Source organism: Butyrivibrio proteoclasticus P6B7 (genome assembly GCF_000622085.1).
Lineage (GTDB): Bacteria > Bacillota > Clostridia > Lachnospirales > Lachnospiraceae > Butyrivibrio > Butyrivibrio proteoclasticus_A.
This window is the reverse complement of record NZ_JHWL01000013.1, coordinates 48,255-69,323: the sequence shown is the minus strand read 5'-3', so window position 1 is coordinate 69,323 and position 21,069 is coordinate 48,255. Positions and strand designations below refer to the sequence as shown.

The window sequence follows — 21,069 nt, the reverse complement described above, 5'->3', positions numbered from 1 at the left end:
TAATATACATGTTATAAGTGAATGCGGAAGACAGTTATGTGAGGCCACAGGAGCGACTGACAGCTTGATTGCAGACAACTAAATATTAATAATACTTGTAAGAAGGAATGTAGAAATATACTTTGAAGCAAATCTTTAGAAAGGAGAAGTCCTTTATGCTTAGAGATGAGATATTAAGTACAATTCCTGAGATGAAGAAGATGATATCTGGGAATGATGTTAATGATATTCCGATTAGCAGTCTTAGATTTGGTATTGCTGGATCTATTGCTCTTGGAAAAGAGAAAAAGAATAGTGATATTGATTTCGTTATTGATTCTGATGGGTTTTCGCTTGATACAATTGATTTCATAAAGAACTATCTTCATGATTTGTTTAAAAGAAATGTGGACATACTATTTCTTCCGCTACTTCGAAAAGAAGATATGGAGCTTGATAACATCGCTAAAGAATTTGATTTAGGAATAAATGAGGATTCAGTATACAAAACAGTTAACAGGGAGGTAATTTGGTTTGAGTAGTGCTTCAAACAGCAGGGATGTTGCTCTACTGCTCAGCATAATGAAGAATCAGAAGAAGTTAAACATCTTACGACTGAGAGTAAAAATGAGATAGATAAAACGTTAGACACAAAAGTGTTGTATCAATTTAGAAATATGATTGACCATACTTATGAAAAGGTTAATAGAAGCATGTTGTCTGCTTATATAGAAAAGGCGATTCGTCCGGAAACTGTGAAAGCAGTGCGTGATAGAGCTGAGTTCTGTAAAGCGCATAAACAGGATACATAAGATAATGATACTTTTTAGAGGCTTAACCAAGCTAAAGCTTGGTTAAGCCTCTTTGTGTATTCAGAATTGACATAAAAATCCCAAAAACGCAATAGTGATAATCTAACAATATTATTATATTAATTTTATTAATTGTGTACAAAAACGCGAATATTAATACAATATTAATCAAAACTTATTGTTATTGCAATAATTATAACTTAATATTTTATGTGTCAGACAATTTATGTATTATCTGACCATGGTACGTGGGGTACAAAATTGTAGCATAAACTAGCACAAAAGTTTTGGATAGGGGGTAAAAATGCCTAGTAGAAGAACTGATTTAGATCATCAGACAAATAAAAAACCAATAAAGCCAATTTATACGACAATAACTTTGGCTGAAGGTGAATCAGTAAAGGTTGATTTATTAGAAGGGCTGGACGAAGGTGCAGACTCCTTGAGATGGTCAAGTAGTGAAACAGGGCATGCTACTGTGAGTCAGACTGGTATTGTAACTGGAGTTTCAAAGGGAGAAGCTACAATTACAATCAGGGCGGGCAAAGCTGGACAGACTCTTAGAGAAGCAGCTGTTAAAGTTCATGTTGTTAACGGAAAATATCTTGTATCCGGTGGGGCACAGGATCTTTTACCTTTGTTTATAAGTGAAAATACAAGACAGATTCTAAATGCGGAGTTTGGTATCACATCTATGGCAAGTGTTTTAGAGTGTGCTGATACTAAAAAGGAAAGAGAAGAAATATCTCGAAAAACAGGAGAAACCATAGATACCGTCGGCGTTTGGTATAGACAGGCGGCTCTTTCCAGTATTTCTGGAATTACGAAGGAAATAGCTTATTTAGCTGCACTTGCAGGCATTAGAAATGTTTATGATATGTCACAAGTCGATTATGAACAACTAAAATCAATTTTTAGGATTCTTTCAAATAGTGTTATTCTGCCATCTCAGGAACAACTGGTTTTACCATCAGAAGATCAAATTCTTATTGTACTCAACAATGCTAAAAAAATGGAGCCTAAGGATAGTCAATACTACTATATAGTAGGTGCGGATGATCCAGAGCCTTCATTTCTTTTTAGTGAGGAAATTGGAATTGTAAAATCAGATGCGCAGGTCCTTCAGGAAGGATTGGAATTTCTGGAAAATATTAAAATAGCACTTCCTCTTCCTACTACTATAAGTGGAAAGATTCTGATAAAAGATGGGAAAGATGGGGGTAAAGAGAAAAGTGGGCTAAAGGTAAGCCTCAGAGGAATTGCAACACCTGATAAAGATAAAGCTGAAGATGATGATGATCTTTATTGTTTTACAGATGAATTTGGCAATTTTACGATAGTTATGCCTGAACGCTATAACATGCAGGAAGCATTAACCTTCACTATTGCAGAGAATAAGAACGAAACATATACAGGTACCTTTAGAACCAATGTAGATGGGGCAACCGCTTCAAACCAGACAACTGTTGTGAAAAGAGCTTCTGAGATCATTTCTTCAGAGATGGTCGAGTTTCCTAAGGATAAATTATATGAACTTTTTGGAGAAGATTATAAATCGATAGATAAGATAAGTGCTGTTGAAATACTTAGGAAAATAGATCGCATTCAAGCTTTAACTGATGAAATAGTAGTATTAGAAGAAAGATTATATGAAAGAAAGACCAAGAACACAGAGAAGGTAAAGCTTGATCTTGAGGGAAAGAAAGAGGCGGCAGAGAAAGAAAAGGAAAATTGTGCGCTGGCAATCAAGGAAGAAATTGCCTATCACTATAGACTGAAGGATGAGGAAGTAGAAGAAAAGAAGGCTCAGCTTGAGGCCTTAAAGAAAGAAAAAAGAAAAGATTTAAGTGGGATAATTTATGAACAGCATCCGGAACTTCTCGAAAACGAGATTAGGGCAATTCGGAGTATGTATTATAAATATGCAGAATATGCTGTTTCAAATAATCTTCTGAATTTACAACAATTTGAAATTGATGAACAGCTAGAGCAATCAAACGTACAGGAAATAATATCAGCCGTTGATAAGATAAAAATGGCTAAAATGATAGATATTATTTCAAGAAGTTTTTATAGAGACTCAAATGCGCTAGCCCAACTATCAGGTGAGGAACCGATAGACTATGATTTTATAGAACAGTGGTATGAAGCTGATTCAGGCGAAGATTCTAGAGAAAAGGAAACTCTAGAAGATTATCTGGAAGAATTTCGTCTAGTTGAGAGAAAATTGGACGAGGAAATAAGACGGCACGATCTTTCTCAGTATCCTGATGGAATGATGGCAGTAGTTAAAATGTATGAGGGAAGGATTGTTGAAATAAGCGTTCCTTCGGTTTATCTGGAATACTTCAAGCGAATGCAGGAACTGGAGAGCGAAATTGCCAAACTTATAGGTGAACGAGATTTTCTGATAACTAATATAAGTCTTTCAGAAGAGCGTTTTCAGTTGCTTAAAAAAGAGCATTTAGCTGGACATAGCATAGAAGATATTATTCCAGATTATGACAGGATTAGAGATATTTGCCATTTGTCTCAGGAAAAATTAGAAGCATATTTGGAGGCAGAGAATAAATGCCTTAATTATGATAGGCAGATTAAAATTGCTGCCAACAAAATCGAAGCGCTCAATCGTGGAACTGAGATAATATCATATTGCAAAGAACAAGAAAGATTGCCAGAGAATGAAAGAGATCCAGAGGCTGCGGAATATACTTCAAAGAAAAGTGAATGTGAGAGTCTTAAAGAAATTCTTTTTGCACTTGATGAGACAACAAATGATTATAAACGTACAGTGTTAAACTTCCTGGCTCGAAGATTTGATGCTGATCTTGGAAAACTATTTATTCATAAGGAAACTTTTGAGAAGAAGGAACTTAAGCCTCGCGCTTTACCAAGCGTAAAGCTTATGGGAAATGATGATAATGCTGTTTATCTACCTACTGACACAGCACCAGCCAGAATGTTTAATTATTCGATGATGCAGCGTCTGGTAGAACCTAGAATTAGTAGGAATAATCAGACTTATACTCGCCAGAAGATGACAGAAGCTTTAGATGTCATGAAATTTAAAAAGAATCTCTATGAGAATCAGGAAGATATTGCTGTTGCTACATCGCTAGGAATTGGCTATTTACTTAACATGCATCAGGCGTGGGTTCCTGATGGATATGCTTTGGGAAATTTATTATATTCTCTTGTACTTGCACCAGGTGAGGAACAGAGGATTATTATCCGTGAGCATAAGGAATCCTATAGTGTTGATAACGAAGCTTCTACACGTGATTATTTAAAAGATACATATAGTAACAAACAGTTTGATAATGAGTCAGCGGCTTTTAGCAATGGTGTGGAACGTTTTTCCAAGGCACATACAGATAGCCAATATAAATCCACGTCTAGTAGTAGTGGAAGTTCGGGAATCGGAGTGTTCTTTGGTATAGGTGCTAGCTCTAGTGCGTCATCTACCAATAAAGGCAGTAGCGCATCGAACGCATACCAAAGTGATAGTTACGATGAAGTGTCAAATGCTGCTCAAAGCTTTCAGAGTATTATTCAGACAGAAGCAGCAAGGATATCTAATACGCAAAGGGCAAGTATCAGCATAGCATCTAGTGATGAACAGGAAATTCTTTCATCGAAGATAATTGCCAACCACAATCATTCGCATGTTATGACAATACAGTATTGGGAGGTTATGAGGAGATATTGTCTCGAAACATGTATAGAGGGCGTGGAACTTGCACTATTTGTTCCAATGAAGCTTGTTGACTTTATGCCTGAGACAGGATATGGAAATAAGGCTGAGTTTTCAAATTATAATTTGGAACTTACAAATATCAAGAATTTCAATAAGAGTACTTTTCATCATAGGTATGAAAAGCTTATTGAGTATGCAGATATTTTAGCTCAGGCTTTACCGTATAAATTTGCTGGAGGGTTGGAATTAATAAGAAGATTTGCGGCATACCCAGATTGGGAGGCAGAAAAGAAAACAGGTAGTAAGGATAATACAATTAAAATAACACTTACTGGACCATTTCTGGAGTTTGATGAATTATCTGCCCAATTGTATTTCAATAATGGAAAGTCTTCTATTGCTGGTGAAATAGAAGATTTTAGCTACAATTGCATTGATCCATCCATAAATAAGAGGCAAGAAGTTCTTTATGCTATGAAGAAAATCCGTGATGGAAAAAATGTGGTAAAGATAATAGATAAAGGGAAACATCATTCGTCTAAGGATGTTTTTGATGAGACAGATGACAGTGATGACAAGATAATCACATTTACATTCCATTTGCCATCTTCAGTATCTGTAAATGATGTTTCACATGTCTATGTGAACAACAATTTAAGCAACTGGGAATATCATCTTAGCCAAGATACAGAATATATGGAGGAATCTGAGAGAAAAGCTATAGAAAATTACGAGTCAAAATGGTGGGATTATGCTAAAGATGATGATAAAAGTGGTAGAGACCTTAAAAGGTTGGCCCACTATGAGCTAGCACTTCCAGAATGTTATCGGAATCCAATTGCTTCTTTTACATCAAGCGAACTTTATGGAATCGGAGGAATTACATTTAAAGCAAAATGTGATTATCCGGGCCATTCTGGATCACCTACGACACCGGCATGTTCTTCAAATAAGATAGGGAGAGGGTCAGTTCGTATTGATTTGTCTGATCATATTCCTGTACTTGGGTATAACGAAGTTATGGAAATGGAAAGTACTCTTCATCATGTGGCTTCGGATACTATGCATTATTCACAGGTTGTATGGGAATCTCTTACTGACAATGAAAGAATAATGCTTCTTGAACCATATACTGTAGAGTTTAATATTCCAGAAAAAATAACGGAAGAAAAGAATGTTTCAGAAAAATTGAAGGATATACCTCTTCTTAATTGTGTAAATGCAAAGAAATTTCTTGGCTTTTATGGGAATTGTATGATGCTTCCGTTTACTTATCCTAAGGAGCTTGCAGAAGTACTGGGTAAGACTGCAGCTGATATTCAGGATGAGCTATATAGATATCATACAAGTAATTTCCGCGTACCATTAACCACAGTCTCAATTCCTACCGATGGAATGATAGGCGAAGCTGTGCTTGGTGAAACGAATGTTAGTGAGAAGGTTGATATTACACGTTTCTGGAATTGGAAAGATTCTGACATTGACCATATTGACCTTGATCAGAGCGCACTCAATGGTAATAGCCTTCTTGCAAATGCACATGCTGATTTTGTTGATGCACCTACTGTTGGAGTGACCCCTACTGCACATATTGATAATAGCGGCCTGCTTAATGCCCTTACTTCAAGAGCACAGCCTACATTTGCAGATGTTCTCAGCAATACTGATTTAAGGGATGTTATGAAGAATGCGGATAATAATGCTTCAGCAGGTAGAGATAATGTCATTAAGGCAAACACAGAGCTTGTTAAGACTGCTGTTGATGCTGCATCTAAGGCTGCAAGTGCTGCGCTTACTGGCGGAGCATCTGGTGCCCTTGGCGCATTAGGCGGATCCGGAGCCCTTAGTAGCATATTGGGTGATACTGGAGCGCTTAAGTCAGCTCTTTCATCCGCTGGTCTAAGTGATGATCTTGCAGGAAGTCTTGTTGAGCAGTTAGGCTCAGGTAAGATAAATGTTAATGACCTTGTTGGTCAGATCATCAAATCAGTCAAGAAAGAAGGCGACGGTTCAAGCGGAGGCGGAAGCGGCGATAACAACGGCGGAGGTGGAAATAGTGAAACACCTCCTTCTGATGATGAGGTGTCTCCCTCGCCAAGCGTAGGCGATGATGATAATACAAATCCAGGTCAACAAAATGGCGGAGTGGATAATGAGGAAAATGAGGGAGAAGGGTCTATATTTGGAGCGATACGTTCGATACTAGATGGTGTTTCTAAGGCTGGATTGTCATTTATAGATGCTTATAATTTGTGGTTGCAGGAAAATAGAGGTGAAGACGTGTTCTTTACCGAAGAAGAATTGGAATTATTAGCTGACTATTATTGTAAGTGTATTGGTATTGAAAGATCACAACTAGAAACTGCTTTAGATAAAGCAATTAATTCAAAGGAGAACTGATAATGAGTGAAAAACAAGATGTTTTGATAAGCGCAATAGCCCAGTTGTTAAATTCTGAATCAAATGAAACAGCTCAAGAATACAAAAATATGATTTTAAAGCGTATTGCGGAAGAAAGTGAGGTGAAACCAAGCCGAATTCCTGCGCCGTTAAACATAACGGAGGTTGGTGGTTATTATAATTTGATTGAACAAATACAAACAAATTCAGTCAAGTTAGAAGAAAAGAAATTGGAGATGCAGTTGGCACTTATAGCATCAGCATTAGGACTTCCAGTATAGGATGTCAAGAAAGGAGAAATAATGCCTAAAGTTGATGAATGGTCTAATCCTGATATTTTAAAGGATTATGGTGAATGTACATCTGAAGAGTTAGCTTCTTTGGGAATACTATGCCCAATTGATATGGATGAAGAAACTAAAAAAATAATACTTGAGCAGTGGAAAAATATAGTTATGTTTAATAAAAGAGGGGCGCTAGATGCTCATAGATTATTACTAGTGCATGCGGGATATGTCATGATTGAACGTGAAGATAAAAGAGAAGTGTTTCATACAATTGTTCCAAATGCTACAGGTGAATTGAAGGAATTATCTGCGCTTACTATAGACGAAAATAAAATGAATCAAGATGTACAAAAAGTATATATAGAAGCGCCATTGGCTAGATTTAAATTTTCTGGATATGGTGCATTAGATATACATATTAGTGCGGATGAGGCATTTCAGTTTATTATCGTAAAGGAAACAGAAGAGAATGGAAGAAAAAAAGGAACTTACATAGGAAAATATACGTCTGACGTGAATAATGTGAGTGAAATAGTGTTGGGAGATCCGGAGTATAGTATGGGATTCAATAACTATGTTGCTACGGTGGTGACTAATAGCGGAAACACTACCAATTATAAATTTAGAGTGGCTGAACATGTTGACTTTGAAAAAAGTGAACATGGTGGTGTTTGGTTTTCTGGAATTAACCCAGTATCTACATTGTGGGAAACAAAGATGCTTGGAGCTCCTATAGTAATGCATGATACAGATGTTGTATTGGCTAGATGGTTTATTGAATCGAGCGATTGTGACAGAGTTTATCGTATGATACAGGGGATTATAAATGCGTTAAGAAATAAATCTTCTTTCTTGGATGGTGTTGTGAAAAAGGGCTTTTCAATACCCAATCTTGCATCTTTTGTTTTAACTGCTCCGGTGGATTTTTTACTAAATGGAGTAAAACATGGAACACCAATTGGATATGGTTTAGGAGTGATAATTACCGTATTATGCTCGATTTTTATAGGGGATTGGGAGAATCAGATAATAACGCAATTGGAGGCTGTTAATTATGGAATTGATACTATTTTGCGCGAAAAGATTGATTGTAACATAGATAAACCACCTGGAATTATGGTGGAGATAGGTTATAAACAAAGGGTTAAATTAAACAGCTTTACAAGATTGGGAGAAGAAAAGAAATATGCTGATTTCAAAGTTTCAAAATGGCAACCAGAGAAAAATGGGAATTATATGTATGGACCAACTGGCTTTTATTCTTCAAAATATGGAAATAAAAAAAGATGGTATATTGCAGGACCGTACAGTGGGTGCGGAGATAGATTTGAAGATCTTGAAAAAATTGTTGAAGCGATTATGAGTGTGGAAGATTAAAATGTCTATATAGGATGCATTTCATAATTCTGATATTTAAAAGATTACGATGCATGTGTATCGGATGAATTAAATGATTTGGGAATATTATGTCTAATTGATACGGATGAAGAAAAAATAATACTTGAGCAATGGAAAAATATAGTTATTTGTGCCAGTCACTTTGTGACTGGCACTTTTTCTTTCCTCTCCCCTCAAAATCCCCCATCCCCACCGTCTTTTGTATTATACTTATTAAGGTGGCCTGACATATCAACCAGCTTATGGACGGATAGAATAATAAAAAACAATGAAAACAATATACAAATCAAGGGAAGGCAAAGAGAAAATAATACCTGATTTTAAAGAACAACATGTAAGGAACAGAAAAAATGGATACAATAAAAGCTATAGTGTTTGATGCGTTTGGAACTCTTTTTCAATTTTCAAAAGGAAGTTCCGCCAGAACAATAATGAGACATATAACAGATCTTGGAATAGAGGTTGATGAAAAGGCATTCATTGAAGAGTGGAAGCCTTTTTATATTAGCCATACTGTGGGTTATGATCTATTTATGACTGAACGGGAGATCTTTTCTGCAAGAAATAAGATGCTTTATAGTAGATACAATGTAGACAGAGATGCTATAGCAGATGCAGATGAACTTTTGCTTGAAGCGTCAAAACGTTTAGCTTTTTCAGAGGCCCCAGGTGTGCTTGAAGAAATAAAAAACACTATAAGGTATACATTGGTTCTAATACAGATGATGATGTTCTTGAGAGCGTGATGAAGAAGAATCATGTTTCAGTTGATAAGGTCTATACTTCAGAGAATCAGAGATGTTATAAGCCAGATATTCGTTTCTATAAGAAGATTATTGAGGATAATGATTTTTAGCCAGAGGAGTTCTTGTTTGTTGGCGATACAGGGAGTGATGATATTATTGGACCCAAGACGGTTGGCATGAAGACAGCGTTCGTTGACAGAGATGGGACCGGAGCGGATTATGGACAGGATTATACTATTACTAATTTAAAAGAACTTATTTAAACATTATATTAGTATTACATTGCATTTAGAACATTACAAAGGAGCAGAAACAATGGATTTTATGAATGCAGAAACTTTGAAACACAGACTTAAAGTATTATATATGCTGGATCACGCTGTAATGCCAGATGCCGAGGAGTATTTGCGAATTGTTCATCACAGCCAGAATGAGGCCTTTGAGGAATATGAAGTCGACAATGGAGCCGGGGATAAGCTCATGGTCCGTTTTTATGACTTTGGAGTTATAGTAAAGGGCTTTGACCATGAAAATGAGCTGAACCAGATTGGGTCAGATGAGTGGGACGATAGCTTTTTTGACAGGATGTTTGAAGGGGCTCCAGATGCCTTTATCAGTGAACTTTCAGAGAAGGATCATGATACTACCACCTTTTGCCTGTGGTATCTTAATGAGACAGGAAAGTGGTATCAGAACGAAGTAGAAGATAATGACGGTGGCAAAAGCTTTCTGACGGGATTTTTATTTGAGTCAGCTGAGGAATTACTGGACTGGGCAAAATACTACTATGGCAAGTCCTTTAATGAAGCAGTGGTAAAAAAGCTATATGAAACAGAACAGTTACCAGAGGAACCTTTAATAAATAATTAAAAGTCCTTAAAAAAGCCCCGAAAAATGGTAGAATATCTACCGTGTGAAAGAGCGGGGCATAGATTTTCCACAACTATTATCATGTAATAATTTCTATTTTGAGCGGTGGTAAAAACGTTTGTTGTTTGAGCGTTTTTTCTGCTGCTTTTTTATTCTTGCGAAAGCGCGCACCAGCGCGCAAAGAGTCGCTGGCGATTCTTTGTTCTTTTTATGATTACTAATTACTAATTTGTTTTGGGGTGTTTTTCACCGAGTATGAATGGTGAATTTTCCGGTGGTTTTTACAATATATAAAGAATCCACCTAAGATTATTTAGCTATTCACGGTGTTTTCTAGCATGACCAAGCTAACCACCGAAGCATTGTTGAAAATCCACGGTGTTTCTGAGCATTATCAAGCTAACCACCGAAGCGTTGTTGAAAATCCACGGTGTTTCTGAGCATTATCAAGCTAACCACCGAAGCATTGTTGAAAATCCACGGTGTTTCTGAGCATTATCAAGCTAACCACCGAAGCGTTGTTGAAAATCCTCGGTGTTTCTGAGTATGACCAAGCTAACCACCGAATCACCAATGAAAATCCTCGGTGTTTTCAAATGCAATATTGATAACCACCGAAAGACTTTGGGTGATTTTTCTGGAACACATAATTTCCACCAATAATCCCAAACGAGTATCATAAGCCGAGCAACGAACACCATAGAACCAGCACTTCGAAACCCATATTTAATAGTTTTCACCTTTCTTGATTTTATTTTCCTGCTGCTATAGAATATGTTTGTTGTAGTAGAAATAGCACAGAAATCAGTGCGCCTGCAAAGGCCTGCGCACTTGAAGAATGGAGTAAGAAATGACAAAGATTGATATTATTTCAGGCTTCCTTGGAGCTGGTAAGACCACTCTTATTAAGAAGCTTTTAAAAGAAGCATTAAATGGAACAAAGGTAGTTCTTATTGAGAACGAGTTTGGTGAGATCGGTATTGATGGCGGATTCCTTAAGGAAGCTGGCATCGAGATCACAGAGATGAATTCAGGATGTATCTGTTGTTCACTTGTTGGTGACTTCGAGACATCCCTTAAGCAGGTTATGGATCAGTATCATCCAGAGAGAATCCTTATTGAGCCATCAGGTGTTGGTAAGCTTTCAGACGTTATGAGAGCTATCCAGAACATCGCAGAGGGTTCTGACGAGATGGAGCTTAACAGTGCTGTAACTGTTGTTGACGTATCCAAGGCTAAGGTTTACATCAAGAACTTTGGTGAGTTCTTCATCAACCAGATTGAGAACGCAGGTACCATCATTCTTACAAGAACAGATAAGGCAGATCAGGCTAAGATTGAGACAGCTGTAGACCTTATCAGAGAGCACAATAAGAAGGCTACTATCATTACAACTCCTCTTGATGAGATCACAGGAAAAGAAATACTGGATACCTTCGAGGGTAACAATGACCTTGAGGCTGAGCTCCTTAGACAGGTTATGGAAGAGGAAGAACATCATCACCACCATCACCATGACCACGGCAGCCACAAGGTAGTTAATGAGGATGGTTCTGTAGTTTATAAGGCACACCACGACGATGACGAGTGCGATGATCCTGAGTGCTGCTGCCATCACCACCATGACGATGATGACGAGCATGAGCATCATCATCATGACCACGATCACGATGAGCACGATGAGCACGAGCACCATCATCACCATGATCACGACGATGATGACCACGATGAGCACGAGCACCATCATCACCATGATCACGACGATGATGACCATGATGAGCACGAGCACCATCATCACCATGATCACGACGATGATGACCATGATGAGCACGAACACCACCATCACGATCATGACCACGAGCATCACCACCATGATCACGATGATCATGACCACGCAGCACACGATGTATTCGTAAGCTGGGGCATGGAGACTCCTCTTAAATACACTAAGAAGGAGATTGAGGATATGCTTGGTAAGCTTGAGGACGAGGAGACCTACGGTATCGTTCTTCGTACAAAGGGCGTAGTTCCTACAGCAGATGGTTCATGGATTGAGTTCGACTATGTACCAGGCGAAGCAGATGTTAGAGAAGGCTCAGCTGATGTAACAGGTAAGTTCTGTGTAATCGGTTCACAACTTAAGGAAGATAATCTTGAGAAGCTCTTCCGCAGACTCTAATTTCTTTTAACAGAGAATAGTTATCAAAATGCGCACTAGCTGCGCATTTTGTGGTATTAAGTATTAACCGGAGCAGTTATGATAAGGAGAAATAAATTGAAACCAGTATATATTATCAATGGATTCCTTGACAGTGGTAAGACAGACTTCTTCCGCTATACAATTCAGCAGCCATACTTCCGCACAAAGGGTAAGACTCTTTTGATCGTGTGCGAAGAGGGTGAGAATGAGTATGAGGAAGGCCTTCTTCGTGCCACCAATACTGTACTTGAGATAATCGATAACGAGGAGGATTTCAATCCTGATAAGCTCGTTGAACTTGATTCCAAGTACAATCCTGAGCGTATTCTTGTGGAGTACAACGGAATGTGGAACTACAAGAATATGACACTTCCATTTATGTGGAAGCTGGAGCAGCAGATCACTGTAATTGATGCTTCCAGTTTTGAGCTTTATTTCAGTAATATGAAATCTCTTTTAGCAGAGCAGATCCGTAATTCCGACCTGATCCTCTTTAACAGATGCGATGGAATCCAGGATCTTGCCACATATAAGAGAAACGTTAAGGCCATTAATCAGAAGGCTGATATTATCTTTGAGGACAAGGATGGAGAGGTGGACGTAACTCTTGATGAGGACCTTCCTTTCGATCTTAATGATGATCCTATCGAGCTTAATAACTACGGCTATGGAATGTTCAACCTTGATGTTCTTGACCACGTTGACAGATATGAGGGTAAGAATGTTAAGTTCAAGGCTATGGTTCTTATTCCGCCAGAGTTTCCTAAGGACAGATTTGTGCCGGTAAGACTTGCTATGACTTGCTGCGCAGAGGATATGCAGCCTCTGGGAATCCCTTGTGTATATGATAAGGTAAAAGAGCTAACAGAAAAGGAATGGGTTCTTGTTACCGCAAGAGTTGAAAGAGAATTCGTAGCGGAGATCCAGGGTGAAGGCCCTGTTCTTAAGGCTATTTCTGTTGAGAAGACTACAGCTCCTAAGAATGCTGTAATTGACTTCTCTAATCCAGAGCAGTAAAAAGAGCTGTTCTATTTGTGGGATTGTGTTGTGATAATGAGATTTGTGACTAGCTGGGGGACTTGTTATGTTTAATTATCTTCCTCTGCAGTGGATGTTTCTCTTTTTCTTCTATAGCTTTTTTGGCTGGTGCTTTGAATCGACCTATGTGTCCATAATGGAGAAGCATCTTTCCAACAGAGGTTTTATGAGAGGCCCGTTTATTCCTCTCTACGGATGCGGCGGCATTACTATGCTTGTGGTGTCCAAGCCTTTTTATGAGAATATTTTTCTTGTGTTCATTGCAGGATGTATCGGCGCTACAGCCCTTGAATACGCAACTGGCGTGATCATGGAGAGCCTGTTTAAGGTTAGATACTGGGATTATTCTCACAAGAAGTTCAACTACAAAGGTCAGGTGTGCCTGGAATCCACCATTGTTTGGGGCGTATGCACTGTTGTGTTTACCCATTTTCTTCAGATTCCTATTGAGAAGATCCTTACATCGATTCCTTACAACATCTTATCTGTAGTAACTATTGTGATCACAGTGTTTGTTACAGCGGACTTCGTTGTGGCCTTTAAGACAGCCCTTGACCTTAGAGATGTTCTTATCTACATGGAAAAAGCCAAGGAAGAAATCCGCAGAATGCAGAAAAGACTGGATGTTATCATTGCTTTTAAGAGCGAGGATATGCTTGATTCCATTGAGAACAGAGTAGATGCCATCAACGATACTGTTGAGAATATCGGCGGCGGAATCGGTAACACCATCAGCAATATCAGTGGAGCCATCGGCGGTGGTATTGGAACAATTGGTAGTGGGATCGGTAGTACTATTGGCGTTATCGGTGGCGGAATTGGAGCCATTGGCGGCGGAATCGGTAATACACTTGGATACATGAGTGATACCCTTGAGAAATCCTTTGATAAGGTTAAGAGCAAGATTTCCCTTAATCCATCAGGCCATGTTTCAGGAATGATGGAAGAGGTTGGCGAGCTTTACACCAAGTACAGGGTCTTGATGTCAAAATTTACACCTAAGCCAGTTAAGAACTTCTTTGATTTTTATAGGAAAAGAACTATCTTAGGAAATCCACATATGCATTCCGATGAGTTCGCTCTTAGTATGGAAGAGATCAAGCAGAAGACCTTGGAAGAAGACAAGAAGGAAGCAGAAAACAGACATAAGAAGAATACAAAAGACGGTGAATAGTTACATTATCTATTGACAGTTTGTTGATATTAATCTAATATATACTACGTATGTGGCATTAACTGTCCGTGTCCAGGCTTAATGCACACACGAACGTATAAATATAATATTTTTTAAATATCCGGAGGTAATTATGGCTAACATTAAATCTGCCAAGAAGAGAGTTTTAGTTAATAAGAAGAAGGCTGAGAGAAACACAATCATCAAGTCAGCTGTTAAGACAGAGATCAAGAAGGTAAGAGCTGCAATCGAGGCTGGTAACAAGGAAGAGGCTGCTAAGGCACTTCTTGCTGCTACATCAGCAATCGACAAGGCTGAGTCAAAGGGTGTATTCAAGAAGAATACAGCTTCAAGAAAGGTTTCTCGTCTTGCTCAGGCTGTAAACAAGATGGCTTAATCTTTTTTATAGAACAATACAATAAATCGACTTTAAACCTCATGTCTTCTCACCGACATGAGGTTTTTGTTTGGAGTCAGTGGGGTTATGATAATGACATATGAGCGCCATCATGGTATCATATTGTGGGTTATTGCGAATTTGGAATTTGATAATGAAATGAGGATTTATAGTGGCAGATCAGAGTAAAATCAGAAATTTTAGTATAGTAGCACATATTGATCATGGTAAGTCTACTTTGGCAGATAGAATGATCGAGAAGACCGGCGTTCTTACAAGCAGAGAGATGCAGAACCAGGTTCTCGACAACATGGATATTGAGCGTGAGAGAGGAATTACCATCAAGTCCCAGGCTGTAAGACTTATTTACAAGGCTAAGGATGGCAATGAGTATACTCTTAACATGATCGATACTCCAGGTCATGTTGACTTTGGATATGAGGTATCAAGATCTCTTGCGGCATGTGATGGCGCAATTCTTGTAGTTGATGCAACTCAGGGTGTTGAGGCTCAGACCCTTGCAAACGTTTATCTTGCACTGGATCACGACCTTGATGTATTCCCTGTTATCAATAAGATCGACCTTCCAAGTGCTCAGCCACAGGAGGTTAAGGATGAGATTGAGGATGTTATCGGCATAGAGGCTCAGGATGCACCTCTTATTTCTGCTAAGAACGGCATTGGTATTGAGGATGTCCTTGAGGCAGTTGTAGCTAAGATTCCAGCTCCTAACGGAGATGCCAATAAGCCTTTAACAGCTCTTATTTTTGACAGTGTTTATGACTCTTACAGAGGCGTTATTGTATTCGTACGTGTAAGAGATGGTGTTATCAGAAAGGGCATGAAGGTTAAGTTCATGGCTACTGGCGCTGAGTCAGAGGTTGTTGAGGTTGGATACTTTGGTCCTGGCAGATTCATCGCAAGTGATGAGCTTTCAGCTGGAGACGTTGGCTATTTTACCGCTTCAATTAAAAATATTCAGGACACACGAGTTGGTGATACAGTTACAGATTCTGCTAATCCTGTATCAGAGCCACTTCCTGGATATAAGAAGGTAATGCCAATGGTTTACTGCGGCCTTTACCCTGCAGATTCTGCTCACTATTCAGACCTTAGAGACGCTCTTGAGAAGCTTCAGCTTAACGATGCATCTCTTTTCTATGAACCAGAGACATCACAGGCTCTTGGATTTGGTTTTAGAGCTGGATTTTTAGGTCTTTTGCACCTGGAGGTAATTCAGGAAAGACTTGAGCGTGAGTACGACCTTAACCTTGTAACAACAGCACCTGGCGTTGTTTATAAGGTTCACAAGACTGACGGTACAGTATTTGATCTTACTAACCCAACCAACCTTCCAGATCCATCTGAGATCGACTACATGGAAGAGCCTATGGTTAACGGCGAGATTATGGTAACTACTGAGTATGTTGGTGCTATTATGCAGCTTTGCCAGGAGAGACGTGGCAGATATATCAGTACAGACTATATAGAGCAGACTCGTGCGATCCTTAAGTACGAGCTTCCTCTTAATGAGATCATCTATGACTTCTTTGATGCGCTTAAATCAAGATCTCGTGGATATGCTTCCTTTGACTATGAGCTTAAGGGCTATGAGAAGTCAGAGCTTGTTAAACTTGATATCCTTATCAACAAGGAAGAGGTTGATGCTCTTTCATTTATCGTGCACAAGGACGGTGCCTACGAGAGAGGTCGTAAGATGTGCGAGAAGCTTAAGGATGAGATTCCAAGGCACATGTTTGAGATTCCTATCCAGGCAGCAGTTGGCGGCAAGGTAATTGCCAGAGAGACAGTCCGCGCTTATCGTAAGGACGTGCTTGCTAAGTGCTATGGTGGTGATATTACCCGTAAGAAGAAGCTTCTTGAGAAACAGAAGGAAGGTAAAAAGAAAATGCGCCAGATTGGTAGCGTAGAAGTACCACAGGCAGCCTTCCTCAGCGTCCTGAAGCTTGATGAAGAGTAAGTGATACCGGATAGTTGTTTGCTATTCGGACAGTTGCCGGTTCCGGACGATACCGGAACCGGTTTTTTTATTAATGGTGAGCAAATATGAGTAAAGATAAAGCTTTATCACTATATGTTCATATTCCTTTCTGCAAGCAGAAATGCTTGTACTGTGACTTCTTGTCTTTTCCTGCGGGAGAGCAGCAGATAGATTGTTACTTTAATGCGCTTTCAAAAGAAATCCAGATGACCGCAGAGGATTATAAAGACTACGAAGTTAAGTCTGTATTTATTGGAGGGGGAACACCTTCTTTTCCGGAAGCACGCTACATCGCAGAACTGATGGCGGAGCTTCATAGTTCTTTTAACATAAGCAGCGATGCTGAGATCAGCATGGAGCTTAATCCGGGAACTGCTTCCCTTGAAAAGCTAGTTACATACAGACAAGCTGGAGTTAACAGGCTGAGTATCGGAACTCAGTCTCTTGATGATGCTGCACTTAAGGCTATTGGCAGGATCCATGATGCCAGGACATTTTATGAAACTTACCAGAATGCAAGGAAGGCGGGCTTTGAGAATATCAACATTGATATCATGAGCGCGCTTCCTGGGCAGAGTATTGAGACTTACATGGACACGGTAAAGAAGGTTGTGGAGCTACATCCTGAGCATATCTCGGCCTACAGCCTCATAATCGAAGAGGGGACCCCATTCTATGACATGGACCTGGATCTTCCTTCAGAGGATGAAGACAGGGAGATGTATCACAGGACCAGGGATTATCTGGCGGAGCATGGATATCACCGCTATGAGATTTCGAATTATGCGCTAGATTACGGGGATTCAGATTCACTAGATTCTGGAATTGCAGATGAATACTTGCCAGACTTTGAGAAGTACGAGTGCTACCACAACAAGGTTTACTGGACCAGAGGCAATTACCTGGGCCTGGGACTTGGTTCATCCTCAATGGTGGAGAATGTTCGGTGGAAAAATACCTCAGATATGAGGGAATATGTGGATTTCTTCATGGGTGCTAGCAATTATCAAAATGCTGATGTTACAAAATTGTCTAGTGGTGAAATGGAGAATATATCTGTTGATTCAATTCGTGAAGATTACCAGAAACTTTCAGATTCTGAAGTGATGGAAGAATTCATGTTCCTGGGACTTCGCCTGGTCAGAGGCATTGATACGGAGGAGTTCAAAGCTCTTTTTAACAGGGATATCAGAGAGGTATACGGCGAAGTGATTGAGAAATATACCACTCAGGGACTTCTTGAGTTTGCAGATATCTCTGGACATAGATACCTTAGACTTACCACCAAGGGATTGGACGTTAGTAACACCGTTATGGCAGATTTTTTGCTAGATTAGTCGAGAGTAGATTTTTTTTGACTAATGAAGATTTTTATTTACTAGATTGGACGGATTTATGATTTACTGGATAATAGCTACGGTGCTGGCCTTCTATATTAAGGGGCTGTGCGGCTTTGCAAATACACTTGTTTTTCAGTCTATATTGAGCTTTGGGAATGCTAATGTAAGCATTTCGCCGGTGGAGCTGGTTCTGGGGTATCCTACGAACCTGATCATCAGTTTCAAAGAGCGCAAGCACATCGACATCAAGATGGTACTTACAATCTCCCTGATGGTGCTATCTGGCAGTGTTGTGGGAGTTCTTTTCCTTAAGAATGCTGACGTTTCGGTTATCAAGATCGTCTTTGGTGTCTTCGTGATCCTTCTTGGCATAGAGATGCTTCTTAGAGACTTGTCCAGCAAAAGAGCTAAGAATTCCAGGGTATTGCTGACAATAATCGGCGTTCTGGCTGGACTTTTCTGCGGACTGTACGGCGTGGGAGCTCTTCTTGGAGCCTACATCGGAAGAGTGACTGAGGATTCTAAGTCTTTTAAGGCTAACATCTGTGCAGTGTTTGTCATTGAGAACACCTTCAGAATAGTTCTCTATAGCATCTATGGAATCATCACGTTGGAATCTCTGAAAATGTCGTTATCTCTAGCGCCTTTCATGCTCATAGGTCTTTTGACTGGAATGTTCAGTGCTAAGGTTATTGACGACAAGCTGGTAAAAAAGATAGTGATTGTGATGCTGATTATTTCTGGAATTGCACTGATAATAACAAACGTGGCTTGAAAAATCTGGCTCTTGCGTTAGAGCAAGCCAAAGTTTAACATAGAAGTACAGCTACATTGATTAGGGGGATTCTATGAACTACAACTTTTTCGCTTTGATTTCAAGAATGAAATATATTGAGAGATGGGCTCTTATGCGTAACACGCGCCCTGAGAACCTTTGCGAGCACTCCATGGAAGTGGCCATGATCGCCCATGCCCTCTGCACTATAGGAAATGTTAGATATGGCAAGACCCTTGATGCCAACAGAGCTGCCATGATAGGTCTATATCATGATGCATCTGAGATCATCACAGGCGACATGCCAACACCTGTTAAGTACTTCAACGCAGAGCTTAAGCATGCCTACAAGGAAGTTGAGGCAGTTGCTGATGATAAGCTCCTTGAGAAGCTTCCCGATGATCTGCGCCCAGTCTATGAGGATATTTTCAAAGGCACCGATGATGAGAATGAAAAGTACATGCGCCGTCTTGTGAAGGCAGCAGACAAGCTTTCTGCTCTAATCAAGTGCATGGATGAGATAAATGCCGGCAACAGCGAGTTTAGAACTGCCAAGGAAAGCACTGAGAAATCCATCAGATCTCTTTATCAGGAAATGCCAGAAGTTCTGGATTTTGTAAACGAATTTTTGGATCCATACGGTGATACACTTGATGAGTTGACTTAAGCTTGTGTTCGTAAATTTATACATTCTTAATTGATATACCGTGCACGGATGTATTATCATGTACATAGGTATATCTATTAAAGAACTATTTTTTTTTCACCAGATATTAAAGGAGAGCTATGTCAAAGATTGAAGACATTTTAAGAGAAGCAAAAGATAAAGGCGCTTCAGATGTACATATTACTGTAGGACTGCCTCCTAAAATGAGATTAAACGGCAAGCTCATTGCCATGGACAGCTTTGATAAGATGCTGCCTCCTGATACCAAGGAAATCGCAGATGAGATAATGTCTGAGAAGCAGATGGAGAAGCTTGAAGAAAACGGACAGCACGATATGTCTTTTTCCATCCGTGGTGTGGGCCGTTACAGACTAAACGTCTTCAAACAAAGAGGCTCTATAGCCATGGCCTTCAGAGTTGTTGCTACAGAGATTCCTTCAGCAGAGAGTCTTGGAATTCCAGAGACTGTAGTTGAGCTCTATAAAAAGAAAAGGGGCCTTGTGCTTGTTACAGGACCAACCGGAAGTGGTAAGTCCACAACCCTTGCATCCATCATCGATATGATCAACAACACCAGGGAAGCACATGTTATCACTCTTGAAGATCCTATCGAATTTACTTATCAGCATAGAATGTCCATCGTTAACCAGAGAGAAATTGGCACGGACTCTAACTCCTATGCCAATGCTTTAAGAGCTGCTCTTCGTGAGGATCCGGACGTTATCCTTGTGGGAGAGATGCGTGATCTTGAGACCATCAGTACCGCCATCACAGCAGCTGAGACTGGCCACCTGGTTCTTTCTACAGTTCATACCATCGGTGCCAGCAATACAGTGGACAGACTTATTGATGTATTCCCACCTCATCAGCAACAACAGATAAGAATTCAGCTGGCCAGCGTATTGGAGGCTATTGTTTCTCAGCAGCTTATCCCAAATGCGGATGGAGAGTCCAGAATAGCTGCCTTTGAGGTGCTTCACGTTAACAGCGCTGTAAGGAACCTGATTAGAGAAGGTAAGTCCCATCAGCTTATTACCATCATGCAGACCAACCGTAAGATGGGTATGATTTCCATGGATGAGGCTATTCTTCAGCTTTATAAGGATCAAAAGATATCACGAGAAATGGCAATACAATTTGCTCAGGATCCGGATACAATGCAGATGAAGATGCTAAGATAATTGGATTTGCCCACAGATATAAGAATTGCGACAAACGAAATAAAGACTATAAATTGCGTGAAAAATGAATAAATATGCAAATCGAAAGAGCTACAGTGAATAAAAG

16 protein-coding genes are annotated in these 21,069 nt (G+C 39.5%); all 16 read left to right on the top strand.

Annotation, left to right across the window (positions count from 1 at the left end; translation table 11 throughout):
* Positions 1-155 precede the first annotated feature (155 nt).
* Complete coding sequence (locus T541_RS0110685; protein WP_026652730.1) at positions 156-521, top strand: nucleotidyltransferase domain-containing protein; 366 nt, start codon at positions 156-158, stop codon at positions 519-521.
* A gap of 574 nt (positions 522-1,095) precedes the next feature.
* Positions 1,096-6,888, top strand: a complete 5,793-nt coding sequence (locus T541_RS20725; RefSeq protein ID WP_051538200.1) for an Ig-like domain-containing protein — start codon at positions 1,096-1,098, stop codon at positions 6,886-6,888.
* Between the two features lie 2 nt (positions 6,889-6,890).
* The gene (locus T541_RS0110670; protein ID WP_026652729.1) at positions 6,891-7,169 is read left to right on the top strand and encodes a hypothetical protein; all 279 of its coding nucleotides are present in this window, start codon (positions 6,891-6,893) and stop codon (positions 7,167-7,169) included.
* A 21-nt stretch (positions 7,170-7,190) separates the two neighbouring features.
* The gene (locus tag T541_RS0110665; protein WP_026652728.1) at positions 7,191-8,552 is read left to right on the top strand and encodes a hypothetical protein; all 1,362 of its coding nucleotides are present in this window, start codon (positions 7,191-7,193) and stop codon (positions 8,550-8,552) included.
* Between the two features lie 371 nt (positions 8,553-8,923).
* Complete coding sequence (locus T541_RS0110660; protein WP_026652727.1) at positions 8,924-9,319, top strand: hypothetical protein; 396 nt, start codon at positions 8,924-8,926, stop codon at positions 9,317-9,319.
* A gap of 122 nt (positions 9,320-9,441) precedes the next feature.
* Positions 9,442-9,582, top strand: a complete 141-nt coding sequence (locus tag T541_RS22200; RefSeq protein WP_420314806.1) for a hypothetical protein — start codon at positions 9,442-9,444, stop codon at positions 9,580-9,582.
* A 52-nt stretch (positions 9,583-9,634) separates the two neighbouring features.
* Positions 9,635-10,189 carry a hypothetical protein gene (locus tag T541_RS0110645; protein WP_051538199.1) on the top strand — a complete coding sequence of 185 codons (555 nt, stop codon included), beginning with the start codon at positions 9,635-9,637 and terminating at the stop codon, positions 10,187-10,189.
* Between the two features lie 850 nt (positions 10,190-11,039).
* Entirely contained in the window at positions 11,040-12,368 is a 1,329-nt protein-coding gene (locus T541_RS0110640; protein ID WP_026652725.1) for a CobW family GTP-binding protein, read from the top strand.
* A gap of 96 nt (positions 12,369-12,464) precedes the next feature.
* Complete coding sequence (locus tag T541_RS0110635; RefSeq protein ID WP_330375726.1) at positions 12,465-13,406, top strand: GTP-binding protein; 942 nt, start codon at positions 12,465-12,467, stop codon at positions 13,404-13,406.
* A gap of 67 nt (positions 13,407-13,473) precedes the next feature.
* Positions 13,474-14,601 carry a putative ABC transporter permease gene (locus T541_RS20720; protein WP_051538198.1) on the top strand — a complete coding sequence of 376 codons (1,128 nt, stop codon included), beginning with the start codon at positions 13,474-13,476 and terminating at the stop codon, positions 14,599-14,601.
* A 133-nt stretch (positions 14,602-14,734) separates the two neighbouring features.
* On the top strand, positions 14,735-14,998 hold the full coding sequence (gene rpsT / locus T541_RS0110625) for a 30S ribosomal protein S20 (protein WP_026652723.1): 264 nt from the start codon (positions 14,735-14,737) through the stop codon (positions 14,996-14,998).
* A gap of 169 nt (positions 14,999-15,167) precedes the next feature.
* Positions 15,168-16,979 carry a translation elongation factor 4 gene (gene lepA / locus T541_RS0110620; RefSeq protein ID WP_034466801.1) on the top strand — a complete coding sequence of 604 codons (1,812 nt, stop codon included), beginning with the start codon at positions 15,168-15,170 and terminating at the stop codon, positions 16,977-16,979.
* Between the two features lie 86 nt (positions 16,980-17,065).
* The gene (gene hemW / locus T541_RS0110615) at positions 17,066-18,337 is read left to right on the top strand and encodes a radical SAM family heme chaperone HemW (protein ID WP_026652721.1); all 1,272 of its coding nucleotides are present in this window, start codon (positions 17,066-17,068) and stop codon (positions 18,335-18,337) included.
* A 58-nt stretch (positions 18,338-18,395) separates the two neighbouring features.
* A complete protein-coding gene (locus T541_RS0110610) occupies positions 18,396-19,115 on the top strand; it encodes a sulfite exporter TauE/SafE family protein (RefSeq protein WP_026652720.1) in 720 nt (239 codons plus the stop codon).
* Positions 19,116-19,188: 73 nt separating this feature from the next.
* Complete coding sequence (yfbR, locus tag T541_RS0110605) at positions 19,189-19,782, top strand: 5'-deoxynucleotidase (protein WP_026652719.1); 594 nt, start codon at positions 19,189-19,191, stop codon at positions 19,780-19,782.
* Between the two features lie 119 nt (positions 19,783-19,901).
* Complete coding sequence (locus tag T541_RS0110600) at positions 19,902-20,963, top strand: type IV pilus twitching motility protein PilT (RefSeq protein WP_026652718.1); 1,062 nt, start codon at positions 19,902-19,904, stop codon at positions 20,961-20,963.
* The last annotated feature ends 106 nt before the right edge of the window (positions 20,964-21,069 follow it).